Raw genomic sequence first — 17,256 nt, 5'->3', positions numbered from 1 at the left:
CTCTTCTTATATTTATATAAACAAAAAAAGCTAGGCTTAATGCCTAGCTCACTATACTTAATAATTCTTAAGTTTAATACTACTTAAATCTATATTATATCTTCTTAACAAATTCTGATTTTAATTGCATAGCTCCAAAGCCATCAATTTTACAATCAATATTATGATCTCCATCAACTAAACGGATATTTTTAACCTTTGTCCCTTTTTTTAGGGCTGATGAAGCTCCCTTTACTTTAAGATCTTTTATTATTGTTACAGAATCACCATCATTTAATATGTTTCCATTTGAATCTTTAACAACAAGTGTATCTTCATTATTTTCTGCTTCCATTTTTGCATTCCATTCGTGAGCACATTCTGGACAAACAAAAAGACTTCCATCTTCGTAAGTATATTCTGAATTACATTTTGGGCAATTTGGTAAATTAACCATAATTTAATTTCCTCCATTCGTTCTTTTCAATTATAATATATAAATTTTCCTCTTCCCTTTATAAAGCTTTGTAATGTCAGTAATTACAAGCTTAAAGTCTACAAAATGTATATAGGGAATTACTTATAGGTTTATATAATATCATAGTCTTTTAGCTTTGACAAACGTTAATAAAAACTTTTTATTTTCCTTCTATAATAATTAAGATATTATGACACTATTATCTATGCTCTATTATATAATATCTAATGATAATTCCTCCTTCTAATTATGATCTTATATAGGAATTTTTTATCTATACTTTACTAAAATTTAATCAATATTCCATATATAAAATATAAAAATTAATTATAATATAAGTTGTTCTTGTAAAAATTATATTTTTTATGTTTAAAATTAGTATTAATTGAAGGATTTTAATCAATAATATAGAATATAAAATATTAACAAGGTAATATTGAGAATTTTTATAAAGTTTATAAATAAACCTTAGGAGGAATTGATATGTTTTCAATTATGGCAATAAAAATATCCCCAAGAAATAAAATAGCACCAACGGTTCAAGAGATTTTAACTAAGCATGGTTGCATTATAAAAACAAGACTTGGTATTCATGAAGCAAGCGTTAATAGCTGCTCTAAATCAGGATTAGTAATTTTAGATCTTTTAAACGAAAATCCAGAAGAAATTGAAACTTTAAAAGAAGATTTAAATTCTCTAGATGGCGTAACTGCTAAAGTAATGGAGATTTAATAATATAAGCTATTTAAATAAATTTTTCACATATATTTGATTTAAAAACACCCAGAAATCTAATTAAAGATTTCTGGGTGTTTTCTATAATAATTATTATATATTATAATAATGAATTATCTGCAAATTTACCAATAACCTCAATTGTTGGCTGCACATTTACAAATGCATCTGGATCTATATCTAATATATTTTTCTTAACAAAAAATAATTCATGTTTTGATATAACTGTTACTACTGAAGTTAACCCTTCATTTGTATATCCTCCATGCAAGCCAGGATTAACTGTTACTCCACGAACACTATTTTTAATAAGACTTTGAACTACTTCTTTTTCTTTTCTTGTAAATATTGTAACTGTTAATTTATATTGTTGGATATAAAGTAAATCAATAATTTTTGTACTTGCAAAGATAGATACTAAACTATATAATGCAAGTTCCCATCCATATGCTATTCCTGCTATTGATACTATAATTCCATTAAGTATTAATCCTAATTGACCTACAGATTTACCTGTTAATTTCTGTACAACAAGAACTATAATATCAGTTCCTCCTGTAGAAAATCCAAGTCTAAAGCAAATTCCAACTCCAGCGCCTGTTAAAACGCCCCCAAAAATTGAAGCTAAAAGTGGATTATCTGTAATAGGATGTACCGGAAGCCACCTAATAAAGAATGATGATGACACAATTGCAAGTAATGTATAAAAAGTAAACTTCTTACCAAGCTTTCTCCAAGATAAATAAACAAGTGGTAAGTTAATAAGTAATACCCATGCAGAAATACTAATATTAATATTTAGAAAGTTATTACCTATTGATGATAGTAATTGTGATAAACCTGTAACTCCTCCTGAATAAACATGAGCAGGCGTTAAAAATGTGTTTATTCCAATTCCAGCTAAAAATCCATAAAATAGCACTGCTAATATTCTGTATAATATTTTCCTATTCATATTAAAGCCCCCTTATATTTTATTTTTTATTATATCATACCTATTATTACATTTTTTATCTATAGTAATTTTGCATAAAACTAGCTATATTTTTTATATTTATTCATATATATCTAAAAAATACTTTCTTACTCCAAATTAGAGGAAAAATAGTAAATATATAGAATTTATACATTGTTCTAATATTTAATTAATAATTTAGTATCGTTAATCTATATTTTAAAGATTGGAGGGAGTTTTTATACTATTTAATTAAAATTAGTATTGTTAATTAAATATATTTTACTAAACTCATTTAAATTTACTTTATAAACCTTACTCATTTTTAAAAAGAAAATTTTAAATGGGGGAATATTATGAAAGCTAATCTTTTAAAAAAGCTAGCGCTTGTTCTTACTGTATCTTTAACTACACAAACTCTGGTATCTTATGCAGCTACAATTGATAAAAGTAAAAGAGATAATATTATTTCTGCTGATACTGATGTTAAAGGTAATAAATTAATGTTATGGTATGATGAGCCTGCTACTAATTGGGAAAACCAAGCTCTTCCGATAGGAAACGGTTATATGGGCGGTATGATATTTGGTGGTGTTAAAACTGAACAAATTCAATATAATGAAAAAACATTATGGTCTGGAGGACCTGGTTCTGTAGAAGGCTATAATGGTGGAAATAAAGAAGGTGCTTATGAAGCGCTTAAACAAATAAGAGAAAAACTAGCCAATGGAGAAACTCCATCTGATGCTTTATATCAAGCTGTTTGTGGCGATGTTAAAGGATATGGCTCATATCAAAATTTCGGTAATATATTCATGGATTTTGACATGCCAGATGATGCATCTATATCAAATTATAGAAGAGAATTAGATATAGAAGAAGCTGTTGCAAGAGTTAAATATACTTATAATAATGTAAATTACACAAGAGAATATTTCACTAGTTACCCTGACAATGTAATGGTTGTTAAATTAACTTCTGATAAACCTGGCTCTATTTCATTAAATGTTAGAAATGAAGGCGTTCATGAAGGAAATAAATCCAATGAGCAAGTAACAGTTTCTAACAATACTATTACTTTAAAAGGAGCATTAACTCCTGGTGTTGTTTACGGTAGTGACGGTAATGTTGGTAATGGTATGAAATATGAATCTCAAGTTAAAGTAATTAATGAAGGCGGTACTATCTTAGATAAAGATGATAGAGTTCAAGTAAGTGACTCTAATTCTGTGACTTTAATAATGTCTTCTGGAACAGATTATAAAAATGAATATCCAACTTATAGAGGTGAAGATCCTCATAATGCAGTTACTAAAAGAATAAATGATGCTAAAGATAAAGGTTACACTAAACTTAGATCTTCTCATGAAAATGATTATAAAAATTTATTTGATAGAGTTTCTTTAAACTTAGGTGAATTAAAACTTGATAAACCAACTAATGACCTTTTAGCTGACTATAGAAAAAATCCTTCTAATAGTTTAGAAGTCTTATTCTTTCAATATGGTAGATATTTATTAATATCATCTTCAAGAGAAGGATCACTTCCAGCTAACTTACAAGGGGTATGGAATAATAGTAATGCTGCTCCATGGCAATCAGATTATCACTTTAATGTAAATCTTCAAATGAATTATTGGCCTGCTGATGTAACAAATCTATCTGAATGTGCCACTCCATTAGTTGAATATGTTGATAGTCTTAGGGAACCTGGTAGAGTTACAGCAGAGATGCACTGTGGAATTTCTGATGATGGAACTGGCGAACCTGGATGGACAGTTAATACAATGAATAACCCATTTGGCTTTACTGCAATGGGTTGGGGTTTTGACTGGGGTTGGGCTCCTACTTCAAATGCTTGGATTTCACAAAACCTTTGGGAAAACTATCAATTTACTGACAATAAGGAATACTTAAGATCTACTATATATCCTATTATGAAAGAAGCAGCTAAATTCTGGAGCAAGTTCTTAGTTGAGTATACTCACTCTGATGGAAAAACTTATTTAGTTTCATCTCCAAGTTATTCACCAGAACATGGTCCAAGAACCGTTGCAACAACTTTTGATCAGCAATTAATAAGACAATTATTTAATGATACAATTAAAGCAATTGATACTTTAGATTTAAAGTCTGACGAAGAATTCAAACAAGAATTAATAGAAAAAAGAGATAGATTATTACCTACTCAAATTGGTAGTCGTGGACAAATACAAGAGTGGAAAGATGATATAGTAGCTGGAGAGCCACAACACAGACATATTTCTCATCTTGTAGGATTATATCCTGGCAAAGAAATAAATAAAGATACACCTGATCTATTTGAAGCTGCTAAAGTTACAATGAAAGAAAGAGGTGACGGTGGAACTGGTTGGTCAATGGCCAATAAGATTAATCTTTGGGCTAGACTATTAAATGGTGAAAAAGCTCATATGCTACTTGGTAACTTATTAAAAAATGGTACTTTAGATAACTTATTTGATACTCACCCACCATTCCAAATAGATGGTAACTTTGGTGCAACTTCTGGTATGGCAGAAATGCTGATCCAAAGTCATATGGATTATATAAGCTTAATACCAGCACTTCCAGCAGCTTGGTCTGATGGTTCATTCTCTGGATTAAAAGCTAGAGGTAACTTTGAAGTTTCCGCAACTTGGAAAAATAGCAATTTAAAGTCCGCTACCATCTTATCTCGTTCTGGAAATGACTGTACTGTAGATTATCCTGGAATTAAAAATGCAGTAGTTAAAGACTCAAATGGAAATGCTGTAGATACTACTGTAACTAAAGAAGGAAGAATCACATTTAAAACTGAAAAAGGTATGACTTATACTATTGAAAATATCTCAAATCAACCAGTAGAAAAGGTAACTGGATTAAAAGTTTTAAGAACTGATGATTCCTCTATAAAACTAACTTGGAATAACACTAAATTTGCTGAATCTTATAACATTTATAGAAAATCTGATAGTAATGATTTTGTAAAGATAGCTGAAAATATTACTGAAACATCATTTATAGATGAAAATTCACCTACAAATGATTCTTTTAATTACGTTTATTATATAAAAGCCGCAAATTCTCTTGGTGAAGGTGAAGCTTCTGATTTCGTATCGGAGCAGAAATTATTATACTTAAGTGATCTTAACTGGACTTCTGCAACAAACGGTTGGGGAACTATAGGTAAAGACGTAAGTATTGATGGAAATAAATTAACTTTAAAGAATGAAGCTGGTTCTAATACAACTTATGAGAAAGGACTTGGTGTTCATGCAGTATCTACTATAATTTATGATTTATCTGATTATAAATACTATGATTCATTTGAAGCTTATGTTGGTGTGGATCAAGAAATGGTTGCAAATGCATCAGTAGATTTTAAAGTATATCTAGATGGTGAAGAAGTATTTGATTCAGGATTAATGACTCTAAACAATCCACAAAAGCATATTAAACTTGATATTAAAGGTAAGAAAGAACTAAAATTAGTTGCTGGTGATGGTGGAAATGGTGTAGGTTCTGACCATGCAGATTGGGCTGATGCTAAAATTATAAAATCTATAAATCTTATTAATAAAGAAGATTTAAAAGCTCTAATAAATGAAGCTAATAAAGAATTAGAAGTGGCTGAAGGAGTTAATACTCCATCTTCAATAAAATCATATAAAGAATCTATAGCCATAGCAACTGAGATTTTAAATGATAAAAATGCAACACAAGAACAAATAGACTCTGCTTTAAATTCTCTTTTAGAAGCTCAGAAGGAATTTCAAAAATCATTAATTATAAATAAGGATTCATTAGGCATATCTATTGAAAAAGCTAAAGAAATAATTAATGAACTTGAGAAATATGATGGAACTTCTGAATTAGTAAGCTTAATTAAAACTTCTCTTGAAAAATCAGAAAAAGTTTATGTTAATGATGATGCAACAGAAGCTGAAATTCAAGAGGTATTAGATAAATTAACTGAATTAATAAAGACAGGCGAAGAAAAATTAGAAGAACTTAAAGGTGATATAACTCCACCTGAAATTAATAAAAGTGAATTAGAAACTTTAATAAGTGAAGCTAATAAAGAATTAAAAAATGCTGAAGGTGTCTACACTCCCTCATCAATTAAAAAGTATACAGAAGCTGTAAATATAGCAACTGCAATATTTAATAATGAAAATGCTACTCAAGCTGAAATAGATAATGCAGTAAATGAATTATTAAAGGCGCAAGAAAAATTTAGGCAATCTTTAATTGTTAGTAAGGATTCTTTAAAATCTCAGATTACGAAGGCTAAAGAAATAATTTCTAAATTAAAGAAATATCCTAAAACAGATACTTTAATAAAAAATATAGAAAAATCTATTTCTTCTGCTGAAGATCTTTGCAAAAATGATGAAGCAACAAAGCTTGAAGTTGATAAAGCTTCCAAAGATTTGGCTAAGTTAATAGAACAAGCTGAAAAGAAATTAAAAGAACTTGAACAAAATAACACTAATAAACCAAATGACAATAACAAACCAAGTGATACTAATAAGCCTGGTGATAATAACAACAATCAAGGTAATAACAATAATTCTAGTACCGTAAACAAACCTAATAACAATAATACTAACACTGGAAACAACTCAAGTAATGGAAGTAATTCTGACAATCTTCCAGACACTGGTGGCCAAATTCCAACTGGGGGACTTGCACTAGGTGGATTAATGACAGTTGCTGGTACAATTCTAATGATAAAAAAGAGAAAATAATATAGTCTAATTATATTTATGATTTTTAATTTAAGTAAGCTCACGTATTAGATAGACTAAGCTTAAACTTTAGATAAACCTTTTAAAAAGAACAGTAGATAGATTTGTGTAAAATAAATCTACCTACTGTTTTTTATATTATTTATTTTTATCTAAATATACGTATCATCTTACATATATTTAGATAATATATAACCTTTATTTAGATAATATAAACCTTATATATTATTCAATAAATTCACCATTTCAATAGCTGTAACAGCTGAATCATACCCTTTATTTCCTGCCTTTGTACCCGCTCTTTCTATAGCTTGTTCAATTGTATCTGTTGTTAGTATTCCAAAAACTACTGGTTTTTCTGTAGATAGTGATACACTTGCAATACCTTTAGATGCCTCTGCGCATACATAATCAAAATGTGGAGTTGCTCCCTTTATTACTGCTCCTAAGCATATAACTGCATCATATTTTTCGTTCTTTGCCATCTTTTTAGCTACTAGTGGAATTTCAAAAGCACCTGGAACCCATGCAACATCTATATTCTCTTCTAATACTCCATGTCTTTTAAGTCCATCTAATGCACCGCCTAATAATTTTGATACTATAAACTCATTAAATCTTCCTACTACAATTCCAACTTTAATACCTTCTGCTACTAAATTTCCTTCTATTATTCTCATTTTTCTTTCCTCCACTCTCATCTTTCTTTCCTCCTGTAATCTTAATAATTTAATATATGATTTAATTTTCTTTGCTTAGTTTTTAAGTAAAATTCATTCTTCTCATTATGATTCATTTGAATAGGAACTCTCTCAGTTATTTCTACTCCATAACTTTCTAATCCATCTATTTTCATTGGATTATTAGTCATAAGCTTAACCTTTGTAGCTCCTAAATCTTTTAGTATAGAAGCTGCCACATCATAACTTCTCATATCTGCCTTAAAGCCTAATTTAATATTTGCTTCTACTGTATCAAGGCCTTCATCTTGAAGTGCATATGCTCTTAATTTATTTATAAGCCCTATGCCTCTTCCCTCTTGTCTCATATAAAGTAATATTCCATTACCTTCTTCTGCGATTCTATTCATTGCTGCATTATATTGTTCTCCACAATCACATCTCTTAGATCCAAGTGCATCACCTGTTAAACATTCTGAATGAACTCTTGTTAGTACTGAGTCTACTTTTGATATATCTCCCTTAACTAAAGCTACATGGTGTTCTCCATTTACCTTATTTATAAATCCATACATTTTAAAATCCCCAAATCTTGTTGGCATTTTAACTTCAGTTACTCTTTCAACTAAATTTTCTTGCATCTTTCTATATTCAATTAAATCTGCTATAGTAATAATTTTTAAGCTATGTATTTTTGCAAATTCTATTAATTCCTTTGTTCTTGCCATCGTTCCATCATCATTCATTATTTCGCATATTACTCCTGCTGGTTTAAGTCCTGCAAGTTTAGCTAAATCCACCGCTGCCTCAGTATGCCCTTTTCTAACTAAAACTCCCTTATCTTTAGCTACTAAAGGAAATACATGTCCAGGTCTTCTAAAGTCTTCTTCTTTACTATCTTCTTCAAATATCTTTTGTATTGTTAATGCTCTTTCAAAAGCTGAAATTCCAGTCTCAGTATCTATATGGTCAATTGATACTGTAAAAGCAGTTTCATGGTTATCTGTATTGTTATGTACCATTGGTCCTATATTTAATTCTTTAATTCTTTTTTCTTCTATTGGCATACATACAAGTCCTCTTCCGTACTTAGCCATAAAGTTTATAGCTTCAGGAGTAACCTTCTCTGCTGCCATTAATAAATCTCCCTCATTTTCTCTATCTGGATCATCAATTACTATAACTATTTTCCCTTCTTTAATATCCTCTATTGCCTCTTCAATACTATTAAATTTAAACATATTTAATCCTCCCTTTATTTTTTAAAATTATTATTTATAAAAATCCATTATTTTTAAGAAAGTCTTCTGTTATGGTATTTTCTTTTACTTCTGTCTTTTTTCCATCTAGCTTTAAAAGTTTTTCTACATACTTTCCTATTACATCACATTCAAGATTTACTGTTTCTCCAACCTTTTTCTTAAGTAGTATTGTCTCTTCTCCTGTATGTGGAATTATTGATACTTTAAATATTTCATCATCAACATAAGCTACTGTAAGGCTTACTCCATCTATTGCAATAGATCCTTTTAATACAACATATTTTAATATTTCAAATGGAGCTTTTATTGTTATCCATACTGAATTATCCTCTTTTGTAAAAGATAAAATTTTACCTACTCCATCTATATGTCCACTTACTATATGTCCTCCTAATCTACCCTTAATAGATAATGCTCTCTCTAAATTGACTTTATCTAATGGTTTTAAATCTCCTAAGTTACTTTTTCTTAAAGTTTCTGCCATAACATCGGCCTCAAATTTACTAGAGCTTATACTTGTTACAGTAAGACAAACTCCATTAGTGGATATACTATCACCTATCTTTGTGTCTCTTAAAACCTTATTAGCTTTAATTGAAAGTCTTGAAGATTTATCTCCTTTTTTTATGCTTTGAATTTCTCCTATTTCTTCAATTATTCCTGTAAACAAACCCTTCACTCCTTATCTATATAGCCTTCAAGTAATATGTCTTCTCCTACTATTCTTGATGTTAAGTCTTTTATTTTAAAAGCTTTTTTTAATGATTCTATGCCTTGTCCACCAACAGGTGTTTTAGATTTTTCTCCTCCAATTATCTTTGGTGCTATATAAACCTGTATTTTATCTACAATATTTTCTTTAAGGGCTGAAAAGTTTAATGTAGCTCCTCCTTCTAAGAGAATGCTATCTATATTCAATTCATATAACTTACTCATAAGATCTTTTAAATCTACTCTATTATTTTTTGACTTAGTAATTATCACTTCAATCTCTTTCTTTTCTAGTTCTAAAATCTTATCTTTATCCGCAAATTCTGTTATTGCAATAATTGTTCTAGCTTCCCCATCTGTTATAACTTCTGAATTCATAGGAATCCTTAGAGTGCTATCTACAATAATTCTTATTGGATTTCTTCCATTTTCAAGTCTACAAGTTAATTTAGGATTATCTTTTATAACAGTATTAACTCCTACTAATATTCCTGATAATTCATTTCTTAAGTTATGCACTTCTTTTCTTGAGTTTTCCCCTGTAATCCACTTTGATTCTCCTGAATTTGTGGATATCTTTCCATCTAATGACATAGCTGATTTTAAAACTACAAAAGGCTTTTTCTCACTTATATACTTAATAAAAACTTCATTAAGCCTTTTACATTCTTCCTCCAATATTCCTACAGTTACTTCTATTCCAGCATCTTTAAGCTTCTTTATTCCTTTTCCAGATACTAAAGGATTATCATCAACTGATCCAATTACAACTCTTCTTATATTATTTTCAATTATCTTATTCACACAAGGCGGTGTTTTGCCATAATGGGAACAAGGCTCTAATGTTACATACATAGTTGCACCTTTTGGATTTTCTTTTAGACTGTTAAAAGCATTTATTTCAGCATGCTCTTTGCCATATCTTTCATGATATCCTTTTCCTATAACCTTCCCGTCCTTTACAATAACTGCTCCAACTAATGGATTAGGATTAACTTTCCCTTTACCTTTTTTAGCTAAATCTAAAGCTAATCCCATATAATCTTCATCCATCCAAATCAACTCACTTTCTAATAATTTGTTTTTAACAAACCTTCAGTATTATTAGAAAAATAAAAGCCCTGAGTTTAAAAACTCAGGGCTTTCATGCACAAATTATCTATAAAATATTTATTCAATATTTAAATCTAAATATTTATATAGCTAAAAATATACATTTTCATATAGTAATCTAATATAAAAATAATTCACATATTTAGAAAATATTTTATAGAATCCTTAAACTTACTTAATAAAAAATCATAAGTTAAATACTTTCTTAATAAAATAAAAAAACTCTGAAATACATAATATTTCAGAGCTAAATATACTAAATAAACGTAATTATATTTATAATATATTACTAACTTATTATACTTATCTTCTTTCATCCAGACTATACTGTCGGCCTCGGAATTTCACCGAATCATGCTAAAAATAGCTCGCGGGCTTTACCGCCGGTAGGGACTCACACCCTGCCCTGAAGATTTATTAAATTTATACCTATATACTATTCCCTTTTTTATCCTGTGTCAATATTAAATACTAAATTCATACTATATTTAAAAAACTACTTTATCTGTCGTAGTAATTATGATATTATATAATTACTACGACAGATAAAGTAATTGAAAGGAGAGTTTATATTGATTAGCAGTGATATTATTCGCGGTTATAACGACACAATAATTTTAAGTATTCTTCTTGAAGGGGATTCATACGGTTATGAGATATCAAAAAATATAAAATCTATTACTGATGATAAATATATAATAAAAGAAACCACACTATACTCCGCCTTTACTAGGCTTGAGAAAAATGGCTATATAATAGCATTTTATGGAGATGAAACTTTTGGAAAACGTCGTAAATACTATAAGATAACTCCACTTGGAGCCGAGTACTACAAAGAAAAATGTAATGAATGGATAGTTACTAAAGACGTTATTAATAAATTTATAAAGGAGATTGATTAGAATGGAAACCATAAAAAATTATTTAGATAATATGTTTTCTAGACTACCTAAAACAAAAGAAATAGAAACATTAAAATATGATCTTTTATCAAATATGGAAGATAAATATGATGAACTAAAACAAGATGGAAAATCTGAAAATGAAGCTATTGGTATTGTTATATCTGAATTTGGTAACATTGATGAATTATTAAATGAGCTAAATATTAATACTGATTATAATACTATTAATAACACTTCTAATACTTCTACACAAGATGGTATGAAAAAGGAATATCCACTTATGAAGCGAAATGAAGTTATTGATTATTTAAATATAAAAAAGAAAGCAGCTAAATCTATAAGCCTTGGAGTATTCCTTTGTATAATTGGAGTAGCTCTTTTAATATTAGCTTATCAACTTTTAGAAAACCAAGTTATTTTAAAAGGAGTTTCTGAAAATACTGTAAATACTCTACCTCTAATACTATTATTTATATTAGTTGCTCCTGCAATAGCATTATTTATCTCTTCAGGTATTAAACTTGAACAATATAACTTTATTGAAAAAGGTGAATTTACCCTTTCTAATGATACTAAATTTTCTCTTAAAGAAGATTATTATTTATTTAAACCTAAATGTACTAAAGGAATTACTTTAGGGGTGTGCCTTTGTGTTATATCTCCAATTTCTATTTTTGTAGGTAATATAATTAGCGAAAGTGCAGCTATTTATGGAGTTGTTATACTACTTTTCATAGTCTCACTAGCAGTAGTTTTATTTATTAATTTAGGCGTTATGTACGAAAGTTATAGGATGCTTTTAAAGTTAGATGAATATACTCCTAAACATCATGAAGCCAATAATGCTATCAGCACCGTAGGTTCAGTTGTTTGGCCATTAACAGCTGCATTATATCTATTTATAAGTTTTGTTTTTAACGCTTGGGCTATATCTTGGATTATTTTCCCTATAGTAGGAATTCTCTTTGGAGTATTTACCTCTATATATAAAGGAATTAAGAAAGTTTCATAGAAAAAATATTATATTATCCTAAATATCTATAGTATTTAGGATAATAATTATAAAAGCAGGTGTACCATAAAACTAATCTTAGTTTTAAGTATACCTGCTTTTTTACAAAATTTTGTACAACCCTTATCTTAGAGTTTTATAACGCCTGATATTATATTCTTCTTGAATAAATTGAAGTAACTATTCCATTGACTTCACTACATTTATCTAAATTTAAAGGTATCTTAGGATTATCATTATCAAATAATGATATTCCACTACCTAAAATAACTGGTATAGTCGAAATATGATATTCATCTATAAGATTGCTTTTAATAAGCTGATTTGCAATATTTGCTCCTCCTACAATCCAAATATCTTTTCCACTACTTTCCTTTAATTCTTTAACAAAATCTGAGATGTCTGTAGAAATGAATTTAACATTATTTGTATCATTAATATTTTTGGATGTAAATACATAACTATTCAATCCTTCATATGGCCACTCATTAGGAGAAAGCTCAGTTACTACTTGATTATATGTAGTCATTCCCATAATAACTGTATCAATATTCTTTATAAATTCAGAATAACTATTATCTACTTCATTTGATGCACTTGATTCATCAAGCCAACTAACTCCACCATTTTTATCTGCAATAAAACCATCTAAACTTATTCCTATATATAAAATTATTTTTCTTTTCATACGTTTAACCTCACTAATTATAATACTGCCTTACTTTTTTAATTTATTAAAACATATTATTTATATAATATATTTTTACACTTTAATTATCTTATAATATATTTTAATTGTTTCATAATTTTATTCTATATTTAAAGTATATATCTCAATAGAATAATTCACAATAATTTCATATTTATTGTAACAGTATTTAATTTTAATTCTTAAGTTTATTTGTTCTTAATATAATTTTTAGTATAGAAATCTATAAGTTCTGATACTTTTATACCATCTATAGTCATTCCATCTATATTACAATTCTCAATCTTTAAATCTCTTAGATCCGAATCAACTATTTTGCTATTAGTTAATCTACATCGCTCTATAGTTATATTATTATCTTCTTCTTTTACATCTAAATTAACATCATGTATATGAGCTCTCAGTAATGAAACATGGCATATTTCAACTTCATTCATTCTAGAGTCTGCAAATATTGACCCATTCATATTTACATTTGTAAAACGATTGTTCCCAAGATATGAATTTGAATATATGTTCCCAAATAAATTAGTATTTGAAAATCTTGAATTACTTATGTTAGATTCATATAAATCAGAAGATTCCATATTACATTCTCTAAAATTAAAATAACTACTATCTTTATAACGTATATATTTAGATGAATCAGATATATTTTTATCCAGTATTTTAATATAATATCTCTCTTCATCATCCTCTTCAATTAGCTTATATCCAATCTCTTCATAGAATTTATGATTTCTTGTACTCTCTTTTATTGTATCTAAAGTCCATATCTTTACCATAGGAAAGATATCTTCTATAAGGTTAATCACTTTTTTACCTATACCTCTCCCCTGATATTCTGGAATAATATATAATCTATCAATTCTTGCATGTTCTTTTCCTGTATAAGATATGAGAATTACTCCTATTAAATTTCCATTATATATTATCTTATAATATTTATTATCCCAAGTATGATACCTTTGCATATCTATAGAATTATATCCTGGAATAAAAGGTTCCTTACCATCTTTAAACCACCTTAAAGTCTCATCTTTAAAAATTTTGACCATCATATCTCTTATTTTTTCTGCATCATCTTTTAATACTCTCTCTAGCTTTACATTCTTCAATTCTGTACCATTTTCTTTTATTTTTAGTTCTTCTATCCCTTTGATATTAATCCCCCCTTATAACTCTGTCTCCCTTATGACTCTATATTATCATATTTCCCTTATTTTTCCATAAATTATTTATATTTAATTAATTTATTATCCTATAATAAAAATAAAACTATATTTATTTTAAATATCATTAAATTTATATAGCTTATTTAATAATATTGCATTATCACTTCAAATAAGTATAAGTCATTAATATTAACTTAAAGCAATTACATAAATTTCAAATTTTTTATTGACATGTTATTTGGATAATGTTACCATAAACATACCGACAGTATGTATGAAAACAAAGGAGTGATAATGTGGCAAGAAATAAACACCCTGAAGTTACCGTTAAGAGAATTCTTGATGCATCATTAAAACTTTTTTTAGAAAAAGGTTATGAACAAACTACTATTCAAGATATAATCAATGAGCTTGGTGATTTAAGTAAAGGTGCTATATACCATCACTTTAAATCAAAAGAAGATATAATTGATGCTGTGTCAGAACGACTTTATGAGGGTACAAATAAAGAAATACTTAGGATAAAATCCGAAAAAGGTTTGACTGGACTTGAAAAGATTCGTCGTATATATTACTTATCAATTCAAAACCCTAATCAAGAAAAACTAATTACAGCAGCCCCAACACTTTTAAAAAATCCAAAATTTCTTGCAGAGCAAGTTATAACAAGTATAGAAGATGTTGCTCCACTACTTAAGGATTTAATAGAAGAAGGCATTGAAGATGGATCAATTAAAGCAGAACATCCAAAAGAATTATCAGAAATGTTGACATTATTATCAAATATATGGTTAAACCCAATGATTTTCTCTAATACATCAGAAGAGTTAAAACAAAAGTTTTTATTCTTAAAAGAGCTTACTGATAATTTAGGTCTTCCTATATTTAATGAAGATATGCTTAATTTTATAGATAAATATAGAGAGCTTGTTTCTATATCCTAGTATAAACAAGATATCCTGTCCTTTTTTGGGCAGTATATTTTTTAAACTTATACATACCAAACGTCGGTATATAAATTATGTAAATAATATTTTTTTATATTTTAGGAGGATTTTTATATGGTCGAAAACAAATTATTTCACAGAAATTTTACACTAATCATTATAGGTCAAATCATTTCATTACTTGGAAATGCAACTTTAAGCTTTGCAATTCCTCTATATCTTTTAGATAGAACTGGATCTGGTACTATCTTTGGCGTAGTTATGGCTATCTCAATTATTCCTACTATCTTATTATCACCAATAGGTGGAATAATTGCAGATAGAGTTAACCGCCGTAATATCATGGTTATCTTAGATTTTATTACTTTTATTATTGTTTTATTATCAATTGCATTTATTAAAAACACTCCAATCTTTGCAGCTGCTGCAACACTTATATTACTATCTATAATCAGATCATTTTATCAACCAGCAGTACAAGCAAGTATTCCTACAATAACTTCTTCTGATAATTTATTAAAGGCTAATTCATTAGTAAATATGGTTAACGCAGTATCTATGTTAATTGGACCTATCCTTGGAGGATTTTTATATGGGCTTTTTGGAATTACACCAATTATACTTTTAGCTTCTGTTGCATTTTTACTTTCTGCTATTATGGAGCTATTTATAAATATGCCTTTCAAAAAGAAAGAAATTACTACAAATATTTTTGCTTCTGTAAAAAATGACTTTTCAGAAAGTATTTTATTTATAACAAAAGAGAAACCTTTCATAGCAAAAACTATAGGGGTCGCTGCATTTATGAACCTTACCCTTTCTTCAGCATTAATTATAGGCATCCCATATATCATAAATATTACATTAAATCTAAATAGTGAATTATATGGTATTGCCCAAAGTGCTATAGGAATCGGTGCATTAGTAGGTGGTATATCAGTTGGAGTATTTTCAAAGAAATTAACTCATGATAAATTTCATATTCCACTATTCCTTGCAAGTATATTTATTCTACCAATAGGAATTGTATTAATGCTTAATCTATCCACTATGACTTCATACTTTGTAATAATCATATCTGCATTCTTAGTTATGGCTTGTGCCACAATGTTTTCAATTACAGCTATAACTTTAGTACAACAAGTAACTCCAAACGATATGATTGGTAAGGTTATGTCTTTTGTTACAACTCTTAGTATGTGTGCTCAACCTATAGGCCAATCTATATATGGAGCATTATTTGATAAAGCATCAAATAATATTTATATAATTATTTTTGTAACAGTTGCTCTACTTATTATTATTGTTGCATTCTCAAGAAAAATATTTAAGAGCATAGAAATAAAGCTTCAACCTTCTTTATAATTTCATCTAAATAATATATCTTATTTAAATAAAATCTCTAAGGATTATTTATGGCCTTAGAGATTTTATTATTTTTCAATTATTTAAATCTCTAAATAATTGAATATACCTGTAAAAATTTGACTCAATTTGTAACTAAATTCTACTTAAGTTTATATAATATATTATGTATTTTAAATGCAACATTAGAGATGCTAACGAGATGTAAAACTAAAAAACATTAAAATTTATTAGATTAAATAATACGATGAAAAGGTGGAACAAAAATGGCTGAATTGATTACAAATAATTACCAAGGAGCGAATATTACACTAGCTTTAACTGGCTTACCAATGACAATTACTGGAGAGGTTGTAAGAGGACAACAAGCTAATACAGTAACACTTAGATTAAAAGATGGAAGATTAGTTACTATAGCAGCAAATCTTATCGCTTTCTTCTATTAAATAATATACTGTGTTTAATAATCATTGGGCTGT

The 17,256-nt window shown here is 28.1% G+C and carries 15 protein-coding genes and 1 riboswitch; of the genes, 7 read left to right on the top strand and 8 right to left on the bottom strand.

The window, feature by feature from the left end; genetic code table 11:
- Positions 1–94 precede the first annotated feature (94 nt).
- Positions 95–436, bottom strand: a complete 342-nt coding sequence (locus ACQPUW_RS01040; RefSeq protein WP_430835645.1) for a zinc ribbon domain-containing protein YjdM — start codon at positions 434–436, stop codon at positions 95–97.
- A 504-nt stretch (positions 437–940) separates the two neighbouring features.
- Here ACQPUW_RS01040 and ACQPUW_RS01035 point away from each other — a divergent pair.
- Positions 941–1,189, top strand: coding sequence for a hypothetical protein (locus ACQPUW_RS01035; RefSeq protein WP_221860697.1), 249 nt, complete (start codon positions 941–943; stop codon positions 1,187–1,189).
- A gap of 103 nt (positions 1,190–1,292) precedes the next feature.
- Here ACQPUW_RS01035 and ACQPUW_RS01030 read toward each other — a convergent pair whose 3' ends face one another.
- Complete coding sequence (locus ACQPUW_RS01030) at positions 1,293–2,147, bottom strand: YitT family protein (RefSeq protein ID WP_430835644.1); 855 nt, start codon at positions 2,145–2,147, stop codon at positions 1,293–1,295.
- Positions 2,148–2,503: 356 nt separating this feature from the next.
- Between ACQPUW_RS01030 and ACQPUW_RS01025 the strand changes: the two genes are divergently transcribed.
- The gene (locus ACQPUW_RS01025; protein WP_430835643.1) at positions 2,504–6,898 is read left to right on the top strand and encodes a glycosyl hydrolase family 95 catalytic domain-containing protein; all 4,395 of its coding nucleotides are present in this window, start codon (positions 2,504–2,506) and stop codon (positions 6,896–6,898) included.
- A 218-nt stretch (positions 6,899–7,116) separates the two neighbouring features.
- On the opposite strand, the gene ribH is transcribed toward ACQPUW_RS01025, so the two are convergent.
- From ribH to ribD, 4 genes are read right to left on the bottom strand one after another with little or no spacing between them, the layout of a single operon-like run.
- Complete coding sequence (ribH, locus tag ACQPUW_RS01020) at positions 7,117–7,578, bottom strand: 6,7-dimethyl-8-ribityllumazine synthase (protein WP_430837252.1); 462 nt, start codon at positions 7,576–7,578, stop codon at positions 7,117–7,119.
- A 41-nt stretch (positions 7,579–7,619) separates the two neighbouring features.
- On the bottom strand, positions 7,620–8,819 hold the full coding sequence (locus ACQPUW_RS01015) for a bifunctional 3,4-dihydroxy-2-butanone-4-phosphate synthase/GTP cyclohydrolase II (RefSeq protein WP_430835642.1): 1,200 nt from the start codon (positions 8,817–8,819) through the stop codon (positions 7,620–7,622).
- A 34-nt stretch (positions 8,820–8,853) separates the two neighbouring features.
- Positions 8,854–9,510, bottom strand: coding sequence for a riboflavin synthase (locus ACQPUW_RS01010; protein ID WP_430835641.1), 657 nt, complete (start codon positions 9,508–9,510; stop codon positions 8,854–8,856).
- Between the two features lie 5 nt (positions 9,511–9,515).
- Complete coding sequence (ribD, locus tag ACQPUW_RS01005; RefSeq protein WP_430835640.1) at positions 9,516–10,604, bottom strand: bifunctional diaminohydroxyphosphoribosylaminopyrimidine deaminase/5-amino-6-(5-phosphoribosylamino)uracil reductase RibD; 1,089 nt, start codon at positions 10,602–10,604, stop codon at positions 9,516–9,518.
- Between the two features lie 361 nt (positions 10,605–10,965).
- A riboswitch (FMN riboswitch) is annotated at positions 10,966–11,082 on the bottom strand.
- A gap of 154 nt (positions 11,083–11,236) precedes the next feature.
- On the opposite strand from ribD, the gene ACQPUW_RS01000 reads away from it, so the two are divergent.
- Positions 11,237–11,566, top strand: a complete 330-nt coding sequence (locus ACQPUW_RS01000) for a PadR family transcriptional regulator (RefSeq protein ID WP_430835639.1) — start codon at positions 11,237–11,239, stop codon at positions 11,564–11,566.
- 1 nt (position 11,567) lies between these two features.
- The gene (locus ACQPUW_RS00995; protein ID WP_430835638.1) at positions 11,568–12,581 is read left to right on the top strand and encodes a permease prefix domain 1-containing protein; all 1,014 of its coding nucleotides are present in this window, start codon (positions 11,568–11,570) and stop codon (positions 12,579–12,581) included.
- 151 nt (positions 12,582–12,732) lie between these two features.
- Here the strand turns inward: ACQPUW_RS00995 and ACQPUW_RS00990 are convergent, their stop codons facing one another.
- The gene (locus tag ACQPUW_RS00990; protein ID WP_430835637.1) at positions 12,733–13,269 is read right to left on the bottom strand and encodes a dihydrofolate reductase family protein; all 537 of its coding nucleotides are present in this window, start codon (positions 13,267–13,269) and stop codon (positions 12,733–12,735) included.
- Between the two features lie 209 nt (positions 13,270–13,478).
- Positions 13,479–14,408 carry a GNAT family N-acetyltransferase gene (locus ACQPUW_RS00985; protein WP_430835636.1) on the bottom strand — a complete coding sequence of 310 codons (930 nt, stop codon included), beginning with the start codon at positions 14,406–14,408 and terminating at the stop codon, positions 13,479–13,481.
- A gap of 353 nt (positions 14,409–14,761) precedes the next feature.
- On the opposite strand from ACQPUW_RS00985, the gene ACQPUW_RS00980 reads away from it, so the two are divergent.
- The 3 genes from ACQPUW_RS00980 (at position 14,762) to ACQPUW_RS00970 (ending at position 17,223) form a co-directional block, all read left to right on the top strand.
- The gene (locus tag ACQPUW_RS00980; protein WP_430835635.1) at positions 14,762–15,409 is read left to right on the top strand and encodes a TetR/AcrR family transcriptional regulator; all 648 of its coding nucleotides are present in this window, start codon (positions 14,762–14,764) and stop codon (positions 15,407–15,409) included.
- 117 nt (positions 15,410–15,526) lie between these two features.
- Positions 15,527–16,777 (top strand): MFS transporter, encoded by a 1,251-nt coding sequence (locus ACQPUW_RS00975; RefSeq protein WP_430835634.1) that lies wholly within the window; start codon positions 15,527–15,529, stop codon positions 16,775–16,777.
- A 266-nt stretch (positions 16,778–17,043) separates the two neighbouring features.
- Positions 17,044–17,223 (top strand): hypothetical protein, encoded by a 180-nt coding sequence (locus ACQPUW_RS00970; RefSeq protein ID WP_430835633.1) that lies wholly within the window; start codon positions 17,044–17,046, stop codon positions 17,221–17,223.
- Positions 17,224–17,256 lie beyond the last annotated feature (33 nt).

This window comes from Clostridium sardiniense, assembly GCF_050584765.1.
Lineage (GTDB): Bacteria > Bacillota > Clostridia > Clostridiales > Clostridiaceae > Clostridium > Clostridium sardiniense_A.
The sequence above is the reverse complement of the archived record's forward strand: the minus strand, read 5'-3'. Positions and strand labels throughout refer to the sequence as shown.

Coding starts and splice junctions, on each gene's coding strand:
- ACQPUW_RS01040 (WP_430835645.1), bottom strand. CDS start 436: ATGGTTAATTTACCAAATTGCCCAAAATGTAATTCAGAATATACTTAC.
- ACQPUW_RS01035 (WP_221860697.1), top strand. CDS start 941: ATGTTTTCAATTATGGCAATAAAAATATCCCCAAGAAATAAAATAGCA.
- ACQPUW_RS01030 (WP_430835644.1), bottom strand. CDS start 2,147: ATGAATAGGAAAATATTATACAGAATATTAGCAGTGCTATTTTATGGA.
- ACQPUW_RS01025 (WP_430835643.1), top strand. CDS start 2,504: ATGAAAGCTAATCTTTTAAAAAAGCTAGCGCTTGTTCTTACTGTATCT.
- ribH (WP_430837252.1), bottom strand. CDS start 7,578: ATGAGAATAATAGAAGGAAATTTAGTAGCAGAAGGTATTAAAGTTGGA.
- ACQPUW_RS01015 (WP_430835642.1), bottom strand. CDS start 8,819: ATGTTTAAATTTAATAGTATTGAAGAGGCAATAGAGGATATTAAAGAA.
- ribD (WP_430835640.1), bottom strand. CDS start 10,604: ATGGATGAAGATTATATGGGATTAGCTTTAGATTTAGCTAAAAAAGGT.
- ACQPUW_RS00995 (WP_430835638.1), top strand. CDS start 11,568: ATGGAAACCATAAAAAATTATTTAGATAATATGTTTTCTAGACTACCT.
- ACQPUW_RS00990 (WP_430835637.1), bottom strand. CDS start 13,269: ATGAAAAGAAAAATAATTTTATATATAGGAATAAGTTTAGATGGTTTT.
- ACQPUW_RS00975 (WP_430835634.1), top strand. CDS start 15,527: ATGGTCGAAAACAAATTATTTCACAGAAATTTTACACTAATCATTATA.
- ACQPUW_RS00970 (WP_430835633.1), top strand. CDS start 17,044: ATGGCTGAATTGATTACAAATAATTACCAAGGAGCGAATATTACACTA.